The following is a 16696-nucleotide window of genomic DNA, read 5'->3' on the forward strand; positions in this document are numbered from 1 at the left end:
GGCAGTGCCGGGCTCGCTCAGTACTGACGGGTGGGAAGCGCGGCGGTCGCCTGCTCCTGGGTGAAGGTGGTCTCCTCCGTGAGGATGCGCTTCTCGACGCTCTCCCCCGCGACGACCTTCTTGACGATGTCGACCAGCTGCTTACCGAGGAGCGGAGAGCACTCCACGATGAAGTTGATCTTGCCGTCGGAGAGGGCCTTCATGCCGTCCTTCACCGCGTCGATCGTGACGATCTTGATGTCCTTCCCCGGGACCTTCCCCGCGGCTTCGACGGCCTCGATCGCGCCGAGGCCCATGTCATCGTTGTGGGCGAAGATCAGGGTGGCGTCCGGGTTGGACTTCAGGAGCGCTTCGGTGACCTGCTTGCCGCCTGCCCTGGTGAAGTCGCCGGTCTGCGACGCGACGATCTGGAACTTCGGGTCCGCCTTGATGACGTCCGCGAAGCCTTCCGCCCGGTCGATGGCGGGAGCCGCGCCCGTTGTGCCCTCGAGCTGGATGATCTTGACGGGATCGGTCTGGTTCTTGTATTCGTCGACGACCCACTGGCCGGCCTTCTGGCCTTCCTTGATGAAGTCGGAGCCGAGGAAGCTCACATAGAGACTGTCGTCTTTCGAGTCGACGGCACGGTCCGTGAGGACCACGGGAATGCCGGCGTCCTTCGCTTCCTTCAGCACCGCGTCCCAGCCGGTCTCGACGACGGGAGAGAACGCGATGACGTCGACGCCCTGGGTGATGTACGAGCGGATGGCCTTGATCTGGTTCTCCTGCTTCTGTTGCGCGTCCGAGAACTTGAGCTGCATTCCGGACGCGGCGAACGCATCCTGGATGTCCTTCGTGTTCGCGGTCCGCCAGCCGCTCTCCGCGCCGACCTGCGCGAAGCCGACGACGATGTCGCCGGGCGCCTTCGCCGCGCCCGCCGATCCGGTGCCCGAGGCCGTGGAACAGCCGGTGAGGGCGAGGAGAAAGGCGCCGACGGCGACCGCTCCGATCATCTTCCTGATCATGTGACTAAACCTCCTTGTTTAGCGTCCCGGCGGAACATTCTGCTGCGTGACTCGGTGCCGGGCGACCAGGTCGTTCTGGTCGTTGCCGAAATGTTAGCGCTCACAAGTATGGGTTGACAAGCCCCCGAGATATCTTTTCGATCTCATTCGACAGGCGAACCACCAGCATCCGTTGAGTGATTGTGAGCGCTCATATTCACTGCCCCCGCACGCAAGCGGAGCCGGCCCCGGGCTGGGGCCGGCTCCGCCGGGTCCTGCTGCAGGCGCTACTTGGTGAGCGGCGCGAGCTTGGGATCGTTCGCGTATGCCTCTGCCGCGTTCGCCTTCGTCACGATGACCGGGGGCAGGAGGTAGGCGGGAACGATCTTGACCCCGTTGTCGTACGACTTGGTGTCGTTCACGTCGACGGCCTCACCCTTCTGCAACGCCTGGGCCATCTTGATGGCCTGGGCGACGAGCAGGCGGGTGTCCTTGTTGATCGTCGAGTACTGCTCACCGGCCATGATCGACTTGACCGATTCGACCTCGGAGTCCTGGCCGGTCACGACCGGGATGGGCTTGCCTGCCGCCTTCACCGAGGTGATGATCGCCCGGGCGAGGGTGTCGTTCGGGGACAGGACACCGTCGAGGGCCTTGTCGCCGTAGGTGCTGGTCAGGAGTGAGTCCATCCGGCTCTGCGCGTTCTCGGCCTTCCAGCCGGCGGTCGCCGTCTGCTTGATGTCGGTCTGGCCGGATGCGACGACGAGGGTGCCGTCGTCGATCTTCGGCTGGAGCACGCTCATCGCGCCGTTGAAGAAGACCGCGGAGTTGGCGTCGTCGGAGGAGCCAGAGAAGAGTTCGATGTTGTACGGCCCGGCCGCCTTCCGGCTCTTGAGCCCGTCCAGGAGCGCCTGGCCCTGCAGCTCGCCGACCTTGAAGTTGTCGTAGGCCACGTAGTAGTCCACGTCCGGCGTGTTCAGGATCAGCCGGTCGTAGGCGATCACCGTCGCGCCCGCGTCCTTCGCCGCCTTCACCTGGGTGCCGAGCTGGCCGCCGTCGGCCGCGCCGATGATGATGACCTTGGCGCCGTTGGTGACCATCGCCGAGATCTGGTCCTGCTGGTCCTTGACCGTTGTCGAGGCGCCGGCGTACTGGACGTCGCCCTTGAACCCGGCCGTCTTGAGGCCGTCTTCGAAGAGGCCGCCGGCGAGGACCCAGTTCTCAGAGGTCTTCGAGGGAAGCGCGACGCCGATCACCGAATCCGCGGGGAAACCGGCGGCCGCTGTGGAGCCGCCCGTGGTGTCGGTGCGGGTGGAACACCCGGAGAGTGCCATCAGGGCTACCGCTGCGAGTGCTGTAGTCGCAAGGAGTTTTCGCATGTTCGATCGCTTTCTACTCAATGTGGTGGGGCAGGGATTGTGATGTGCGGGTGTGGAGCGAGGTCGTGTGGGGTCATGCGGATGCCGCGGCTCAGGACGGCATGCTCGCCGGCGGCCGGGCCGTGTCCGGGGTGCCGGAGTCCGGGACGACCATCGGCGGCTCATCCGGAGCCGGGGTGGACTTCCGGTTCCGGGTCATGAACCCGAGGATTGACGGCCGACCCTGCTTCTTGTTCCAGACATCCACCCCCACGGCGAGGAGAAGTACGAGACCCTTGATGATCTGCACCCGGTCGCTTCCGACGCCGAGGAGCTGGAGCCCGTTGTTGAGCACGGCCATCACGAGACCACCGATGATGGAGCCGGTGACCGTGCCGATGCCACCGGAGACCGCGGCGCCGCCGATGAACACCGCAGCGATCGCGTCGAGTTCCCAGCTGAGGCCGTCCTGGGGGCCGGAGGCGACGGAACGGGCGACGAAGATCATTCCGGCGAGGGCGGCGAGGATCGACATGTTCATCATCACGAGGAAGTTGATCCGCCGGGACTTCACTCCGGACAGTTCGGCGGCGAGCTTGTTGCCGCCGACGGCGTAGACGTGACGGCCGAAGATCGTGTTCCGGGTCACGAACGAATACACCAGCACGAGCACCCCGAGGATGATGCCGGAGACCGGGAAGCTCGTTCCGGTGCGGCCACCGGCGAAGAGGAAGGTCGCGTAGATGACGACCGCGTCGAGCAGCACGACCTTGACGACGCTCGCCCAGAGCGGGGACGGCGTCGAGCCCATGATCCGCTGCACGCGGCGCGCCCTGATCTCCCGCCAGATCACGGCGATCACGATGATGAGCCCAAGCAGGAGAGTGAGGTTGTTGTACCCGGTGTACGGGCCCACCTCCGGCAGGTACCCGGAACCGATGGTGGTGAACCCGGGGGGAACGGGCACCGTGTTGGCGTTGCCGATCAGCTGGTTGCCGCCACGGAAGATGAGCATGCCGGCGAGGGTGACGATGAAGGCGGGCACGCCGACGAAGGCGACCCACCAGCCCTGCCAGGCTCCGATCAGCATGCCCACGAAGAGACCGAAGAGGATGGCGAGCGGCCAGGGCAGGTTCCAGTCCTTCATGGAGGTTGCGACGACGATTCCGACGAACGCGGCGACCGACCCGACGGACAGGTCGATGTGCCCGGCGATGATCACGATCACCATTCCGATGGCGAGAATCAGGATGTAGGAGTACTGGCTGACGAGGTTGATCAGGTTGCCCGAGGAGAGGGTCAGGCCGTTGGTGAGGTACTGGAAGAGCAGGATGATCGCGATCAGGCTGAACAGGATGCCGAACTGACGCAGGTTTCCCCCGCCGAACAGCTTCCGCGCGCCGCGCGCCTCGCTCGTAGTGGTGGTCTCGGTAGTCATCAGCTGCGAACCTTCCTTCTGGCGCTGGTCATGCTCTTCATCAGGGTTTCCGGATCGGCCTCCGCCGCGGGGATGCAATCCGTGATCGCACCCTCGAAGACTGTGTAGATGCGGTCGGCGAGCCCCAGGAGCTCAGGGAGTTCCGAGGAGATCAGGATCACGCCCTTGCCCTGCGCCGCGAGGTTCTGGATGATGCCGTAGATCTCGAATTTCGCGCCGACGTCGATGCCGCGGGTGGGTTCGTCGAGGATGAGCAGGTCGGGGTCGGTGAACATCCACTTGGCGAGCACGACCTTCTGCTGGTTGCCGCCGGAGAGTTTGCTCACCCCGGAATCGACCGTCGGCGTCTTGATCCGGAGACTCGTGCGATAGCCCTCCGCGATCGCGAACTCCTTGCCGTCATTGACGACGGGACCGGCCGAGATCTTGGAGAGCTTCGCGGACACGATCGAACGCTTCACGTCGTCGAGCAGGTTGAGGCCGAGCGCCTTGCGGTCCTCACTCACATAGGCGAGCCCGTGGTCGATGGCCTCCGCGACGTTCCTCAGTTCGATTTCCTTGCCGTCCTTGAACATCCGCCCGGAGAGGAACGTGCCGTATGACCGCCCGAAGATGCTCATCGCGAGTTCGGTGCGGCCGGCTCCCATGAGGCCGGCGATGCCGACGATCTCCCCGCGCCGCACGGTGAGGCTCGAGTTCTTGACGACCATCCGCTCCGTGACCTGCGGGTGCTGCACGTTCCAATCCCGCACCTCGAAGAACACCTCGCCGATGTGCGGGACGTGGTCGGGGAACCGGCTCTCGAGGCTCCGGCCGACCATTCCGCGGATGATGCGGTCCTCGTTGACCCCGTCCCTGACGACGTTGAGGGTTTCGATCGTCTTCCCGTCCCTGATGATCGTGATGGAGTCGGCGACCTGTTCGATCTCGTTGAGCTTGTGGGAGATCATGATCGAGGTGATCCCCTTGCCCTTGAGGCCGCGGATCAGGTCGAGCAGGTGCTGCGAGTCCGCCTCGTTGAGCGCCGCCGTCGGCTCGTCGAGGATCAGCAGCTTGACCGACTTGCTGAGCGCCTTGGCGATCTCGACGAGCTGTTGCTTGCCGACGCCGATGTTCTTGATCAGGGTGTCCGGGTCCTCGCGGAGCCCGACCCGTGCGAGCAGCTCGAGGGCGGTCTTCTTGGCTGTGATCCAGTCGATGGCCCCCCACTTGGTCGGCTCGTTGCCGAGGAAGATGTTCTCGGTGATGGAGAGTTCGGGGATGAGCGCGAGTTCCTGGTGGATGATCGCGATCCCGGCTTCTTCGCTCGAGCGGATGTCCCTGAAGTGCACGGTCACACCCTGATAGACGATGTCGCCGTCGTAGGTCCCGTACGGGTATACCCCGGAGAGGACCTTCATGAGAGTGGACTTGCCCGCACCGTTCTCGCCGCAGATGGCGTGAATCTCTCCGGCTCTCACTGTGAGGGACACATCCGACAGGGCCTTGACCCCGGGAAATTCCTTCGTGATCGATCGCATCTCCAGAATGACCGGCCCGTCCGCGGGGACGGGCTCGTCGTTCATGACGTGCTGGGTGGACATCATTGTGCTCCTTGCGCCAGATGCCACAGATAGTAACCGGCACTGGCCGTGAGCAACAGGCTCGATGCGGCACGCTCGGATCACGCTTGGGTAACGGCCGATCGGCTACCAAAGGGCAGATCGCAGGCGTAAAAAAGCGGGCCGGTCGTCCGAAGACGACCGGCCCGCTCGTGCGTGGCGTTCGGGGTCAGCGACCGCCGGAGCGACGCTTGTTGTATACGTCGAATGCGACGGCGCCGAGCAGCACCAGGCCCTTGATGAGCTGCTGGTACTCCGTTCCGACACCGAGGATCGACATTCCGTTGTTGAGCAGCCCGATGATGAAACCACCGATGATGGCGCCGGTGACCGTACCGATACCACCCGTGACCGCGGCCCCACCGATGAAGACGGCGGCGATGGCGTCGAGCTCGAAGCCGTCACCGGCCTTCGGGTTGGCGAGGTTGAGCTGGGCGGTGAAGACGAGCCCGGCGAGTGCCGAGATGACGCCCATGTTCACGAACAGCATGAACGTGACGCGCTTGGTCTTGATACCCGACAGGGCCGCGGCGTTCAGGTTGCCACCGATGGCGTAGATGTGGCGGCCGAAGACGCTGTTGGACATCACGGATGCGTAGACGACGATCAGGATGCCGAGGACGATGAGCACGATCGGCGTGCCGCGGTAGCTCGCGAGCAGGTACGTGATGCCGATGATCATCGCTGCGGTGAAGACCAGCTTGGTGAGGAACCACGCGAACGGCTCGTCTTCTACGTCGTACTTGGCGCGGGCACGGCGCTGGCGGATGCCCTGGAGCACCAGGAAGAGCGTCGCAATGATGCCGATACCGAGGGTGAGCGGTTCGACGGCACTGGTTCCGCCGCCGAGGTCGGGGAGGAAGCCGCTGCCGAGGGCGCGGAACTCGTCGGGGAACGGCGAGATCTGCTTGTTCTGCAGTGCGATCTGGGTGAGCCCACGGAAGGTGAGCATCCCGGCCAATGTGACGATGAAGGCCGGTATCCCGAAGTAGGCGATCCAGAAGCCCTGCCACATTCCCACGAGGGCGCCGACGCCGAGGCACAGGATGATCGCGAGCCACCACGGCACATTCCACTGCGTGATCATCACGCCGGACATGGCGCCGACGAAGGCGACGACGGAACCGACCGACAGGTCGATGTGGCCGGCGATAATGACCATGACCATGCCGACGGCGAGGATCAGGATGTAGCTGTTCTGCACGATCAGGTTGGTGACGTTGATCGGCTTCAGGGTGATGCCGTTTGTGGCCACCTGGAAGAAGATCACGATCGCGATCAGGGCGATGAACAGGCCGATTTGCCGTAGCTGGCCGGCGAGGTAATTAAGTGAAGATCTGAACACGCTCATCGCTTGTCCTTGTCCCTTTCCTGGGTCATGTTTTGCATAAGGAATTCAGCCGTCGTCTGCCCGCGGGCCACGTCTGCCGTGATCCGGCCTTCGAAGATGGTGTAGATCCGGTCGCAGATGCCGATCAGTTCCGGCAGCTCGGACGAGATCACGATGACGCCCTTGCCTGCGTCGGCGAGGCGGTTGATGATCCCGTAGATCTCATACTTGGCGCCGACGTCGATGCCGCGGGTGGGTTCGTCCAGGATGAGGACATCCGGGTCGGAGAACATCCACTTGGAGAGAACGACCTTCTGCTGGTTGCCGCCGGAGAGCTTCCCGGCGAGGGCCTCTACTGTCGGGGCCTTGATGTTCATGCTCTTCCGGTAGCCCTCCGCGACGACGATCTCCTGGTTGGAGTCGACCCAGCCGCGCTTGGCGATCTTGTGCATGCCCACCGTGGAGATGTTGCGCTTGATGTCTTCGATCAGGTTGAGCCCGTAGCGCTTGCGGTCCTCGGTGGCGTACGCCAGGCCGTGTTCGATCGCGTTCGCTACCGTGCTCGTGTTGATCTTGACGCCGTTCTTGTACACGGTGCCCGAGATGTTGTGGCCGTAGCTGTGGCCGAACACGCTCATCGCGAGTTCGGTCCTGCCCGCGCCCATCAGCCCGGCGATTCCGACGATCTCGCCGGCCCTGACGGTGATGTTCGCGTCCTTGACGACCCGGCGCTGGTGGTCGAGCGGGTGGTAGACGTTCCAGTCTTCAACCCGGAGGAGTTCCTCACCGATGTTCGGCGTGTGGTCGGGGTACCGGCTGCCGAGGTCCCGTCCGACCATGCCCTTGATGATGCGCTCCTCGGAGATGTCATCGGTGTGCATGTCGAGCGTCTCGATGAGCTTGCCGTCACGGATGATCGTGACCTCGTCGGCGATGGCCTTGATCTCGTTCAGCTTGTGGCTGATCATGATCGAGGTGACGCCCTGGCCTTTGAGGTGCTTCATCAGGTCGAGCAGGTGCGCGGAGTCCTCATCGTTGAGTGCCGCGGTCGGCTCGTCCAGGATCAGGAGCTTGACTTCCTTGGACAGGGCCTTCGCGATCTCCACGAGCTGCTGCTTGCCGACGCCGATGTCGCGGATCTTGGTGATCGGGTTGTCCTTGAGACCGACTCTGGCGAGCAGCTTGGCTGCCTCCATGTTGGTCTTGTTCCAGTCGATCCAGCCGTTGTTCTGCTGCTCGTTGCCGAGGAAGATGTTCTCGGCGATGGAGAGGAACGGGCTCAGGGCGAGTTCCTGGTGGATGATGACGACGCCTGAGGCCTCGGAGTCATTGATGGATTTAAAGGCGACCGGCTCGTTTTCGAAGACGATCTCGCCGTCGTACGTGCCGTGCGGGTAGACGCCGGAGAGCACCTTCATCAAGGTGGACTTTCCTGCGCCGTTCTCGCCGCAGATCGCGTGAATGTGGCCTCGCTTCACCGCGAGGGAAACGTCCTGGAGGGCTTTCACTCCGGGAAAGGTTTTCGTGATGCTGCGCATCTCGAGAATATTCGTTGTCACCGTTACTTCTTCTTCCGGTGGAGAGAGGGTGGGTGGTGGTTGTGGTGCTTTCGGTGCTGGCAGTGGCGGCGGGTTACCCGCCGCCACTGCCGGTGAAGAGAAGAACCTACTTGAGGTCGGCTTCGGTGTAGTAACCGGTGTCGACGAGCAGGGCCTTGTAGTTGTCGATCGTGACGACCTGAGGAGCGAACAGGAAGGTCGGGACGATCTTGACCTTGTTGTCGTAGCTCTTCGTGTCGTTGACCTCGGGGGTCTTGCCGTTGAGCAGGTCGTCGGCCATCTTGACGGCCTCGTCGCCGAGCTGGCGCGTGTCCTTGTAGATGGAGGAGTACTGCTGCTTGGCGATGATCGACTTGACCGAAGCGGCCTCGGAGTCCTGACCGGTGATGATCGGGAGCTTGTCGGTGGCGTATCCCGAGCTCGTCAGAGCCGAGATGATGCCGATGGAGAGACCGTCATACGGGGAGAGCACGCCGTCGACCTTGGAGCCGTCGGAGTAGGTGCTCGCGATGAGGTTCTGCATCCGCTTCTGGGCGGTCGCCGGGTCCCAGCGAAGGGTGGCTACCTGGGTGAAGCTGACCTGGCCGCTCTTGACGACGATGACGCCCTTGTCGATCTGCGGCTGCAGGACGGACATTGCGCCGTTGAAGAAGAACGTGGCGTTGTTGTCGTCGGGGCTGCCACCGAAGAGCTCGACATTGAAGGGTCCGGTCTTGCCGGTCTCCTTGCCGTCCTTGTCCAGCACGCCGAGTCCGGTGAGCAGGCTCGTGGCCTGCAGAACGCCGACCTCGTTGTTGTCGAACGTGGTGTAGTAGTCGACGTTCTTGTTGCCGTTGATCAGGCGGTCGTACGCGATGACCTTGACGCCGGCCGCTGCGGCCTGGTCAAGCTGGTCGCTGAGCGCGGTGCCGTCGATCGACGCGATGATGAGGATCTTCGCGCCCTTCGTCAGCATGTTGCTGATCTGCTGGACCTGGGTCGGGATCTTGTCTTCGCCGTATTCGAGGTCGACCTTGTAGCCGAGCTTCTCGAGGGAGGCCTTGACGGCGTCGCCGTCCTTGATCCAGCGCTCGCTGGACTTGGTGGGCATTGCGACGCCGACGAGTGCGCCGGCGTTGGCGCCCGCTGCAGCGGTCGTCGTGGCTGTGTCGCCTCGTCCGCCGGAGCAGGCAGCGAGGGAGAGTGCGAGTCCAATGGCAGCGATGCCTGCGAGGACCTTACTTGTCTTCACTGAATTACCTTTCGTGGATCTGTTATCAACTCTGATGGCAGTTGTATTGGTGCTGCTATGTGATTACAGGCCTTGTCCCAGTGGGTAGTCGGCCTGGTTCCAACGCACCTCGCGGGTGAAATCCCGAAGGGTGGTGGTCTTATCGATCACGAGAAGCTCAGTGCGAGCGCTCTCGGCGAAATCGTGGGGGTGAGCGGTGAAGAGGGCGGACACTACTTCAGTGCTCCCTGCGGCGCTTGTCCGTAGACGTTCTGATAGCGGTTGAAGAGGGAATCGATCGCGGCCTGCGGGATCGGGATGAGTTCGCCGCCCTGCCGGGCGATGTGCACGGTTCGCGCGACGTCCTCGACCATGACGGCCGCCTTGACGGCGTCACGGGCGTCCTTGCCGATCGTGAACGGACCGTGGTTCTGCATCAGCACGGCGCGGGAGCGGTGTCCCGTGAGCGCCTCGACGATGCCGCGGCCGATCGTGTCGTCCCCGATGATCGCAAAGTTGCCGATCGGGATCGGGCCGCCGAATTCGTCGGCCATGGCCGTGATCACGCAGGGGATTTCCTCGCCGCGGGCGGCCCAGGCGGTCGCGTAGGTGGAGTGCGTGTGCACGACACCGCCGATCTCGGGCATGTTGCGGTAGACGTAGGCGTGTGCCGCGGTGTCGCTCGACGGGGAGCGGTCGGAGCCGGGGGTTCCCGGGATCACGGTGCCGTCGAGGTCGCACAGGATCATGTTCTCCGGGGCGAGGTCTGCGTAGTCGACCCCACTCGGCTTGATCACGAAGAGGTCTGCACCCGGGACGCGGCCGGAGACGTTGCCGCCGGTCCAGACCACGAGTCCGTTGCGGGTGAGCTCGGCGTGGAGATCGGCGACTTCGGCGCGGACGCGGGCGATCGCGACCTCGATCTGGGGTCCGTAGGTGCTCATGCGAACGCCACCACATCGGTGGAGATTCCCGCAGCGCACGTGGCGACGTTCGGTCGGTGATCGCCTCTGCTGAGAGAGAGCTCGGCGGATGCGTCGGCTGCGAGCGCGGCCTGTGCGTTCTCGATCACGAAATTCGACTCCTTTGTCATGCGGTGCTGAGGCCGAAGCCATCTGCGTACTCACGTGCGTACTTACATTGTCACGAAATGTGAACGGTCACAATCGCTGTGTTCACATTACGCCCGCAGTGGGCGTTCTTGTCAAGTCACGGCGAAAAGTGGGTGGTTGCGTTTTGATAACCACCCGATTCACGCCGGATTCAGAAGGCGGGCGGGCCCGTCGAGCCGCGAACGATGAGCTCGGGAATGATCGCTTCACGGAACTTGTCCGGGTCTTCACCGGCGATGGTGCCGAGCAGGAGGGCGATGCAGCGTCTGCCCAGTTCGGCGAAATCCTGGCGGACGGTCGTGAGCGGGGGCCAGAAGTGCGCCGCCTCCGGGATGTCGTCGAAACCGACGATGCTCACGTCCCGCGGGATGTCGAGCCCAGCATCCCTGACCGCGTGCATGATCCCGAGCGCCATCTGGTCGTTCGACGAGAAGATGGCGGTGAAATCGCGTTGTCGCAGCAGCTCGCGCCCGGCGTGGTACCCGAAGTCCGCGGTCCAGTCCCCGAGGATCGGGGCGGTCGTCGGAACGTCCATCGCCCCCATCTCCTCGAGGAATCCGCGCATCCGAGCCTCTGCCTCGATCCAGTCCTGCGGCCCCGCGAGGTGGAAGATCCGCCGGTGTCCGAGGTCGATGAGGTGCCGCGTGGCCAGTCGGGCGCCGTGGATCTGGTCGACGGAGAGTGCATGATCGTTGGGCCGGCCCGTCGACTGGAGGGTGACGTACGGCACCTCGATCGAGAGCTGTTCCAGCACGTCGAAGACGCGGACCTGCGGTGCGATGACCACGATCCCCTCCACGGACTGATACATCAGGTGGTCGAGTGCCGCTTCGATGGAGGCCGTGTCGACCGAGGTGAGATTGGCGGTGTTGACGTAGTAGCCCGCCTCCCGCGCCGCATCCTGGATCGCGGCGATGCTGCTCGCGGGGCCGTACTGGGACCCGGAGGCCGACAGCACGCCGATCGTGCGCGACCTTCCCCTCGAGAGGGCCCTGGCCGCCCGGTTCGGCCGGTATTGGAGTTCCTCGATCACCTGGAGCACGCGGGCCTTCGTGGAGTCACGAATGCTCGGGTGGTTGTTGAGCACCCTCGACACGGTCTGATGCGAGACGCCGGCAAGGCGTGCGACGTCCCGGATGCTGGGGGCCCGGCCAGTGGGCAGTTCAGCAGTCATCGGGGCCTCGTCTATGAGCACGGTCACAAAAAATTACGCATCCCCAGTATGCACCGCTCGGGAACCGCGTTGTGACCGTCACATGGCGGGGATCGCGCCTCAGCCGGCGGGGTGGGGCACTCGCGCGAACGCGCGGACCGGGAAGGTCCCGAAGCCTTCGATCTTCGGGGGCACCGCCGAGAACGCGGCCCCGGAGCCCGGCACCTCGGCCATTCCGGTCAGATGTTCGACGACGTGGATGCCGGCGGCGAGCAGGACGGAATGGGCCGGCCGTTCCCCGCTCCCCTCGGTGTCGTCGATGTTGAGCGAGTCGATCCCGACGAGGGCGACACCGGCGTCGACCAGCATCTGTGCGGCCTCCTCTGTGAGGAAGGGGGCACCGGAGCGGTACTCCGGAGTGCCGAAGTGGCGGTCCCAGCCGGTGTGGATCAGCACCGCAGAGCCCACCAGGGCGGGGCCGCGCTCCATGAATACCTCTGCGGGAATGCCCCGGGTCGCAGCATCCGTCAGATGGAATACCTCGGCGGGCAGATCGACAAGGGTGGCGAGGTCGAGACCGGCGAGGTCCGCTCCGCCCGCGTAGCGATGGTACGGACTGTCGAGGTACGTGCCGGTATTGCCGATCAGGGTGATCACGTCCATCGTGAATTCGGTGCCGGGAGCGTACGACGCGCGTGAGGCCGCGCGGGTGAGGAATGGCTCGATCACGGGAGCGGGCAGGCCGGGGTAGGTGATGAGACCGGCACGGATCGTGTGGCTGAGATCGATCAGGCGGGCGCGGGTGACGGTCATGGGGTTCTCCTGGCGGGTTCGGCGTTCAGCGGGCTCAGCGGGTTCGGGGCTCAGCGGGTTCGGGGCTCAGCGGGTTCGGGGCTCGGCGGGTTCAGCGGGTGGCCAGGCGCGATCGGGCGGATCGGCGACCGTGACGTTTGACCTGGCCGATGACCACCGCCACGAGGGCGAGTGCTGCCGGCACGAGCAGGTTCGGGCAGGCGAGCACGAGCAGCGCTCCGGTGAGGAAGACGCTGACCACCGCGAGCCACCAGCCGAGGCTGTACCGGTCGAGGAGGCGTACCGCGGCGATCATGCCGAGCGTGTAGATCGCGACCATGGAGCTCGTGTGGATCAGGATGAACGCAGACAGGGGCAGGTGCTGCGTCACCATGATCGTGAAGTACCCACCGGTGAGCACGGCCACGAGCGTGAGACTGCGGCGCGGAACGCCCCCGGTCTCGACACCCCGGGCGAGCCAGCGCGGGAGGTCACCGTCGCGGCCGAGCGAGGCACCGAGTTTGGCGAAGGCGCCGAGATACACGTTGAGCACCCCGAGCGCGACGATCGCCGCGATCACCGCGACGGACACCGGGCCAACGCCGCCCGGCGACTGGGCGACGAGGGCCAGCAGGGGCACGGCGCCCGATCCCGCTGCGCCGCCGAGGACGGCGACCGTTACGTACTGAAGCGCCAGATAGGCGGCCCCGACCACCACGAGCGCGATCGCGGTCGCCGCCGGGATGACCCGGCGCGGATTGCGGAACTCCCCCGCGATGTGGGTGCCGACCTCCCAGCCCGCGAAGGCCCAGACGAACAGGCTGACGGCTGCGCCGACGCCGGTCCAGCCGTTGGGCAGGAACGGGTGGAAGTTCGCGGGGTCCGCTGCGGGGAAGGCGACGGTGACGACACCGATCACGATGACGAGCAGCGCTCCGGTCAGGACGAGCTGCACGGCCCCGGAGACCCGCACACCGAGGTAGTTGGAGACGAACGGCGGGACCAGGATCAGGAGGGCGACCGCAGGCACCGTGCCGGGGTCTGCTCCGATGATCGCCACGACGTATTCCGCACCGAGCATAGCGACGACGGGTGCGCCGAAACCGACGCCGAAGAAGAACCAGTAGCCGGTCATCCGCGCCCAGGTCTGGCCGAGGGCGGTGCGCACGTAGCTCGCCACACCACCGGGGTCCGGGTACCGGGCGGCGAGGGCGGCGAACGTGCCCGCGAGCGGGATGGACAGCACGAAGACGATCAGGACCGCGAGTAGGGAGGCCGGCCCAGCCGCCGCCGCCGCGAGTCCCGGGAGCACCAGGATCCCGGTGCCTAGAACGGCGGCGATGTAGAGCGCGGTGCCCTGGAGCAGGCCGAGGCTGCCGGCACCGGAGGGAACGGAGTTCGCGGGCGCATCCGTCGCCGGTGTCGTCGTCATGCTCCTATGCTGCCGGACGACGACCCCGCGCGAAATGGCAGACTAGACACACTCCGTCGATTTCCTGCCAAACTGTCCTCCGCCCGCCCGGGCACCTCACCAATTCAGGGGCGGGAGAGGCTCGCGACCGCGGCGAGGGCCGCGTCGAGGTCGGCAATCAGGTCGGCCTTGTCCTCGATACCGACGGAGAGGCGGATGATGTTGTCAGCCACCTCGAGTTCGGTGCCGCGGACCGAGGCGTGCGTCATTTCGGCGGGGTAGTTCACGAGGGACTCGACGCCGCCGAGGGACTCGGCGAGCTGGAAGAGTTTCGTGGACTCGGCGAAGGTGCGCGCTGCGGCGGCTCCTCCGGTGAACGCGATCGAGAGCATGCCTCCGAAGCCGCTCATCTGGCGCTTCGCGAGTTCGTGGCCGGGGTGGTTCGGCAGGCCGGGGTAGTAGACGGCCTCGAGAGCGGCGTGGCCGTCGAGGTGCTCGGCGATCGCCTGCGCGTTGGAGCAGTGCCGGTCCATCCGCACCGAGAGGGTCTTGATGCCGCGCACGGTGAGCCAGGCGTCGAGGGGTGCGGAGACCGGCCCCGTCGCGAACTGCAGGAACTGCGCCTTCTGGTACAGCGCGTCGTCGTTGATCACGAGAGCGCCGCCGAGCACGTCGGAGTGGCCGCCGAGGTACTTGGTGGTCGAGTGCACGACGACGTCGGCTCCGAACGCGAGAGGATGCTGCAGCGCGGGGCTCGCAAAGGTGTTGTCGACGATCACGGTGACACCGAAGCGGTGGCCGAGGGTGGCCAGCGCGCCGATGTCGCTGATCTTCATGAGGGGGTTGCTCGGGGTTTCGACCCAGAGGATCTTCGTCTCGCCGGGAATGATCGCGGCCTCGACGGCGGCGAGGTCGGCCAGGTCCACGGTCGTGTTGCGGATGCCGATCGCGCCGTGGACCGTGTTGATCAGACGGTGGGTTCCGCCGTAGACGTCGTTGCCGAGGACGATGTGGTCTCCGGGGGCGACTAGGGCACGGAGGATGGTGTCTTCCGCGGCGAGACCGCTTGCAAAGGACAGGCCGTGCTTGCCGCCCTCGAGGGCGGCGAGCACGGTCTCGAGCACGGTGCGGGTCGGGTTTCCGCCTCGGCTGTATTCGTAGCCGCCGCGCAGGTGGCCGATGCTCTCCTGGACGTACGTCGAGGTCAGGTAGATCGGCGGGATGACGGCTCCGGTCGTCGGGTCGAATTCCTGTCCGGCGTGGATGGCGAGGGTGTCGAAGTTCGGGGTGCTGGGCATCCGTGGGTCCTTAGGTAGTGGGGGCGCTCAGGCGCTGAGGTAGGTCAGGAGGTCGTGGCGGGTGATGACGCCGAGGGGCTTGCCCTCCGCGGTGACGAGAAGTGCGTCGCCGTGGGCGAAAGCCGCGCGGGCGGCGGCGACGGGTTCGTTGACGCCGATCATCGGGAGGGAGTCGCCGACGTATGCACTGATCTTGTCGGTGAGTTTGGCCTCGCCGGAGAAGACGAGTTCCATCAGATGACGTTCGTCGATCGCGCCGAGCACCTCCCCCATCACGACCGGCGGCTTGGCGGTCAGCACGAGCAGCTGGGAGACGCTCGACGCCGTCATGGCCTCGATCGCGTCCCGCACGGTGGCGATCGGGTGCACGTAGACGAAGGCGGGCAGGGTGCCGGTCTTGCTCTCGAGGAGGTCGGCCACGGTGTGCCCGGCCGGAGCGTTGCTGAAACCGTAGCTGCGCATCCACTTGTCGTTGAAGATCTTGCCGAGGTAGCCGCGGCCGCCGTCGGGCAGCAGCACGACGACGACGGCGTCGGCCGGGAGGGTCGCGGCCGCGCGGAGGGCCGCGACGACGGCCATGCCGCTCGAACCGCCGACGAGGATGCCCTCTTCGAGCGCGAGGCGCCTGGTCATGGCAAAGGAGTCGGCATCGGAAACGGCGATCACCTCGTGCACGACGGCCGGGTCGTATGCGGCCGGCCAGAAGTCTTCGCCGACGCCTTCGACGAGGTACGGCCTGCCGGTGCCGCCCGAGTAGACCGAGCCCTCGGGGTCGGCGCCGATGATCCGCACGGTGTCCCCGGAGACCTCCCGCAGGTAGCGCCCGGTCCCGGTGATGGTTCCGCCGGTGCCGACACCCGCGACGAAGTGGGTGACGGTGCCGTCGGTGTCCCGCCAGATCTCGGGGCCGGTCGACTCGTAGTGACTGAGCGGCCCGTTCGGGTTCGCGTACTGGTTCGGCTTGAAGGCGCCGGGGATCTCCCTGGCGAGCCGGTCGGAGACGCTGTAGTACGACGCGGGGTCGTCGGGGGCGACGGATGTCGGGGTCACGACGACCTCGGCGCCGTACGCGGTGAGCACGTTGCGCTTGTCCTCGCCGACCTTGTCCGGCAGCACGAAGACGCACCGGTAGCCGCGCTGCTGCGCGACGAGGGCGAGGCCGACGCCGGTGTTTCCCGAGGTGGGTTCGACGATGGTTCCGCCGGGCAGCAGCAGTCCGTCACGTTCGGCGGCATCGATGATGCGGGTGGCGATCCGGTCCTTCGCGGAGCCGCCCGGGTTGAAGTATTCGAGTTTGACCAGCACGGTTGCGCCGATCCCCTCGGTGACCTTGTTCAGTCTGACCAGCGGCGTATTGCCGATGAGGTCGAGGATGGTGTCTGCAATCTTCATGGAAGATCCTTCGTCGAGATGTCGTGAGTGTCACCGCGCGGCCTGGGGCACACGCGCGG

At 65.4% G+C, this 16696-nt stretch carries 14 protein-coding genes; all 14 read right to left on the minus strand.

What is annotated here, in order from left to right; translation table 11 throughout:
- Positions 1-17: 17 nt before the first annotated feature.
- The 14 genes from E3O44_RS08575 to E3O44_RS08635 all read right to left on the minus strand — a co-directional run bounded on the left by E3O44_RS08575 (position 18) and on the right by E3O44_RS08635 (position 16637).
- Positions 18-1004: an ABC transporter substrate-binding protein gene (locus tag E3O44_RS08575; protein WP_134534336.1), complete on the minus strand. Its 987-nt coding sequence runs from the start codon at positions 1002-1004 to the stop codon at positions 18-20.
- A gap of 266 nt (positions 1005-1270) precedes the next feature.
- On the minus strand, positions 1271-2362 hold the full coding sequence (locus tag E3O44_RS08580; RefSeq protein ID WP_134534337.1) for a substrate-binding domain-containing protein: 1092 nt from the start codon (positions 2360-2362) through the stop codon (positions 1271-1273).
- Between the two features lie 91 nt (positions 2363-2453).
- Entirely contained in the window at positions 2454-3779 is a 1326-nt protein-coding gene (gene mmsB / locus E3O44_RS08585) for a multiple monosaccharide ABC transporter permease (protein ID WP_134534338.1), read from the minus strand.
- Positions 3779-5365 carry a multiple monosaccharide ABC transporter ATP-binding protein gene (mmsA, locus tag E3O44_RS08590; RefSeq protein WP_277612627.1) on the minus strand — a complete coding sequence of 529 codons (1587 nt, stop codon included), beginning with the start codon at positions 5363-5365 and terminating at the stop codon, positions 3779-3781. The genes mmsB (E3O44_RS08585) and mmsA (E3O44_RS08590) overlap by 1 nt, the downstream gene beginning before the upstream one ends.
- A gap of 184 nt (positions 5366-5549) precedes the next feature.
- Positions 5550-6731, minus strand: coding sequence for a multiple monosaccharide ABC transporter permease (gene mmsB, locus E3O44_RS08595; RefSeq protein WP_134534339.1), 1182 nt, complete (start codon positions 6729-6731; stop codon positions 5550-5552).
- Complete coding sequence (gene mmsA / locus E3O44_RS08600) at positions 6728-8248, minus strand: multiple monosaccharide ABC transporter ATP-binding protein (RefSeq protein WP_279238375.1); 1521 nt, start codon at positions 8246-8248, stop codon at positions 6728-6730. The genes mmsB (E3O44_RS08595) and mmsA (E3O44_RS08600) overlap by 4 nt, the downstream gene beginning before the upstream one ends.
- 127 nt (positions 8249-8375) lie before the next feature.
- Positions 8376-9500, minus strand: coding sequence for a multiple monosaccharide ABC transporter substrate-binding protein (gene chvE / locus E3O44_RS08605; RefSeq protein WP_134534341.1), 1125 nt, complete (start codon positions 9498-9500; stop codon positions 8376-8378).
- Between the two features lie 212 nt (positions 9501-9712).
- Positions 9713-10423 (minus strand): L-ribulose-5-phosphate 4-epimerase, encoded by a 711-nt coding sequence (locus E3O44_RS08610; RefSeq protein ID WP_134534342.1) that lies wholly within the window; start codon positions 10421-10423, stop codon positions 9713-9715.
- A complete protein-coding gene (locus tag E3O44_RS19750) occupies positions 10420-10551 on the minus strand; it encodes a hypothetical protein (RefSeq protein ID WP_255454354.1) in 132 nt (43 codons plus the stop codon). The genes E3O44_RS08610 and E3O44_RS19750 overlap by 4 nt, the downstream gene beginning before the upstream one ends.
- A gap of 191 nt (positions 10552-10742) precedes the next feature.
- Positions 10743-11765 (minus strand): LacI family DNA-binding transcriptional regulator, encoded by a 1023-nt coding sequence (locus tag E3O44_RS08615; protein WP_134534343.1) that lies wholly within the window; start codon positions 11763-11765, stop codon positions 10743-10745.
- Positions 11766-11864: 99 nt separating this feature from the next.
- Positions 11865-12557: a cyclase family protein gene (locus tag E3O44_RS08620; RefSeq protein WP_134534344.1), complete on the minus strand. Its 693-nt coding sequence runs from the start codon at positions 12555-12557 to the stop codon at positions 11865-11867.
- A 91-nt stretch (positions 12558-12648) separates the two neighbouring features.
- Positions 12649-13968 carry an APC family permease gene (locus E3O44_RS08625; protein WP_134534345.1) on the minus strand — a complete coding sequence of 440 codons (1320 nt, stop codon included), beginning with the start codon at positions 13966-13968 and terminating at the stop codon, positions 12649-12651.
- A gap of 104 nt (positions 13969-14072) precedes the next feature.
- Positions 14073-15245, minus strand: coding sequence for a cystathionine gamma-synthase (locus tag E3O44_RS08630; RefSeq protein WP_134534346.1), 1173 nt, complete (start codon positions 15243-15245; stop codon positions 14073-14075).
- Between the two features lie 27 nt (positions 15246-15272).
- Positions 15273-16637 (minus strand): cystathionine beta-synthase, encoded by a 1365-nt coding sequence (locus tag E3O44_RS08635; protein ID WP_134534347.1) that lies wholly within the window; start codon positions 16635-16637, stop codon positions 15273-15275.
- Between the last annotated feature and the right edge of the window lie 59 nt (positions 16638-16696).

The organism is Cryobacterium algoricola (assembly GCF_004402485.1).
In the GTDB taxonomy this organism is placed as follows: Bacteria; Actinomycetota; Actinomycetes; order Actinomycetales; family Microbacteriaceae; genus Cryobacterium; species Cryobacterium algoricola.

Coding starts and splice junctions, on each gene's coding strand:
- E3O44_RS08575 (WP_134534336.1), bottom strand. CDS start 1,004: ATGATCAGGAAGATGATCGGAGCGGTCGCCGTCGGCGCCTTTCTCCTC.
- E3O44_RS08580 (WP_134534337.1), bottom strand. CDS start 2,362: ATGCGAAAACTCCTTGCGACTACAGCACTCGCAGCGGTAGCCCTGATG.
- mmsB (WP_134534338.1), bottom strand. CDS start 3,779: ATGACTACCGAGACCACCACTACGAGCGAGGCGCGCGGCGCGCGGAAG.
- mmsA (WP_277612627.1), bottom strand. CDS start 5,365: ATGATGTCCACCCAGCACGTCATGAACGACGAGCCCGTCCCCGCGGAC.
- mmsB (WP_134534339.1), bottom strand. CDS start 6,731: ATGAGCGTGTTCAGATCTTCACTTAATTACCTCGCCGGCCAGCTACGG.
- mmsA (WP_279238375.1), bottom strand. CDS start 8,248: ATGCGCAGCATCACGAAAACCTTTCCCGGAGTGAAAGCCCTCCAGGAC.
- E3O44_RS08610 (WP_134534342.1), bottom strand. CDS start 10,423: ATGAGCACCTACGGACCCCAGATCGAGGTCGCGATCGCCCGCGTCCGC.
- E3O44_RS08615 (WP_134534343.1), bottom strand. CDS start 11,765: ATGACTGCTGAACTGCCCACTGGCCGGGCCCCCAGCATCCGGGACGTC.
- E3O44_RS08620 (WP_134534344.1), bottom strand. CDS start 12,557: ATGACCGTCACCCGCGCCCGCCTGATCGATCTCAGCCACACGATCCGT.
- E3O44_RS08625 (WP_134534345.1), bottom strand. CDS start 13,968: ATGACGACGACACCGGCGACGGATGCGCCCGCGAACTCCGTTCCCTCC.
- E3O44_RS08630 (WP_134534346.1), bottom strand. CDS start 15,245: ATGCCCAGCACCCCGAACTTCGACACCCTCGCCATCCACGCCGGACAG.
- E3O44_RS08635 (WP_134534347.1), bottom strand. CDS start 16,637: ATGAAGATTGCAGACACCATCCTCGACCTCATCGGCAATACGCCGCTG.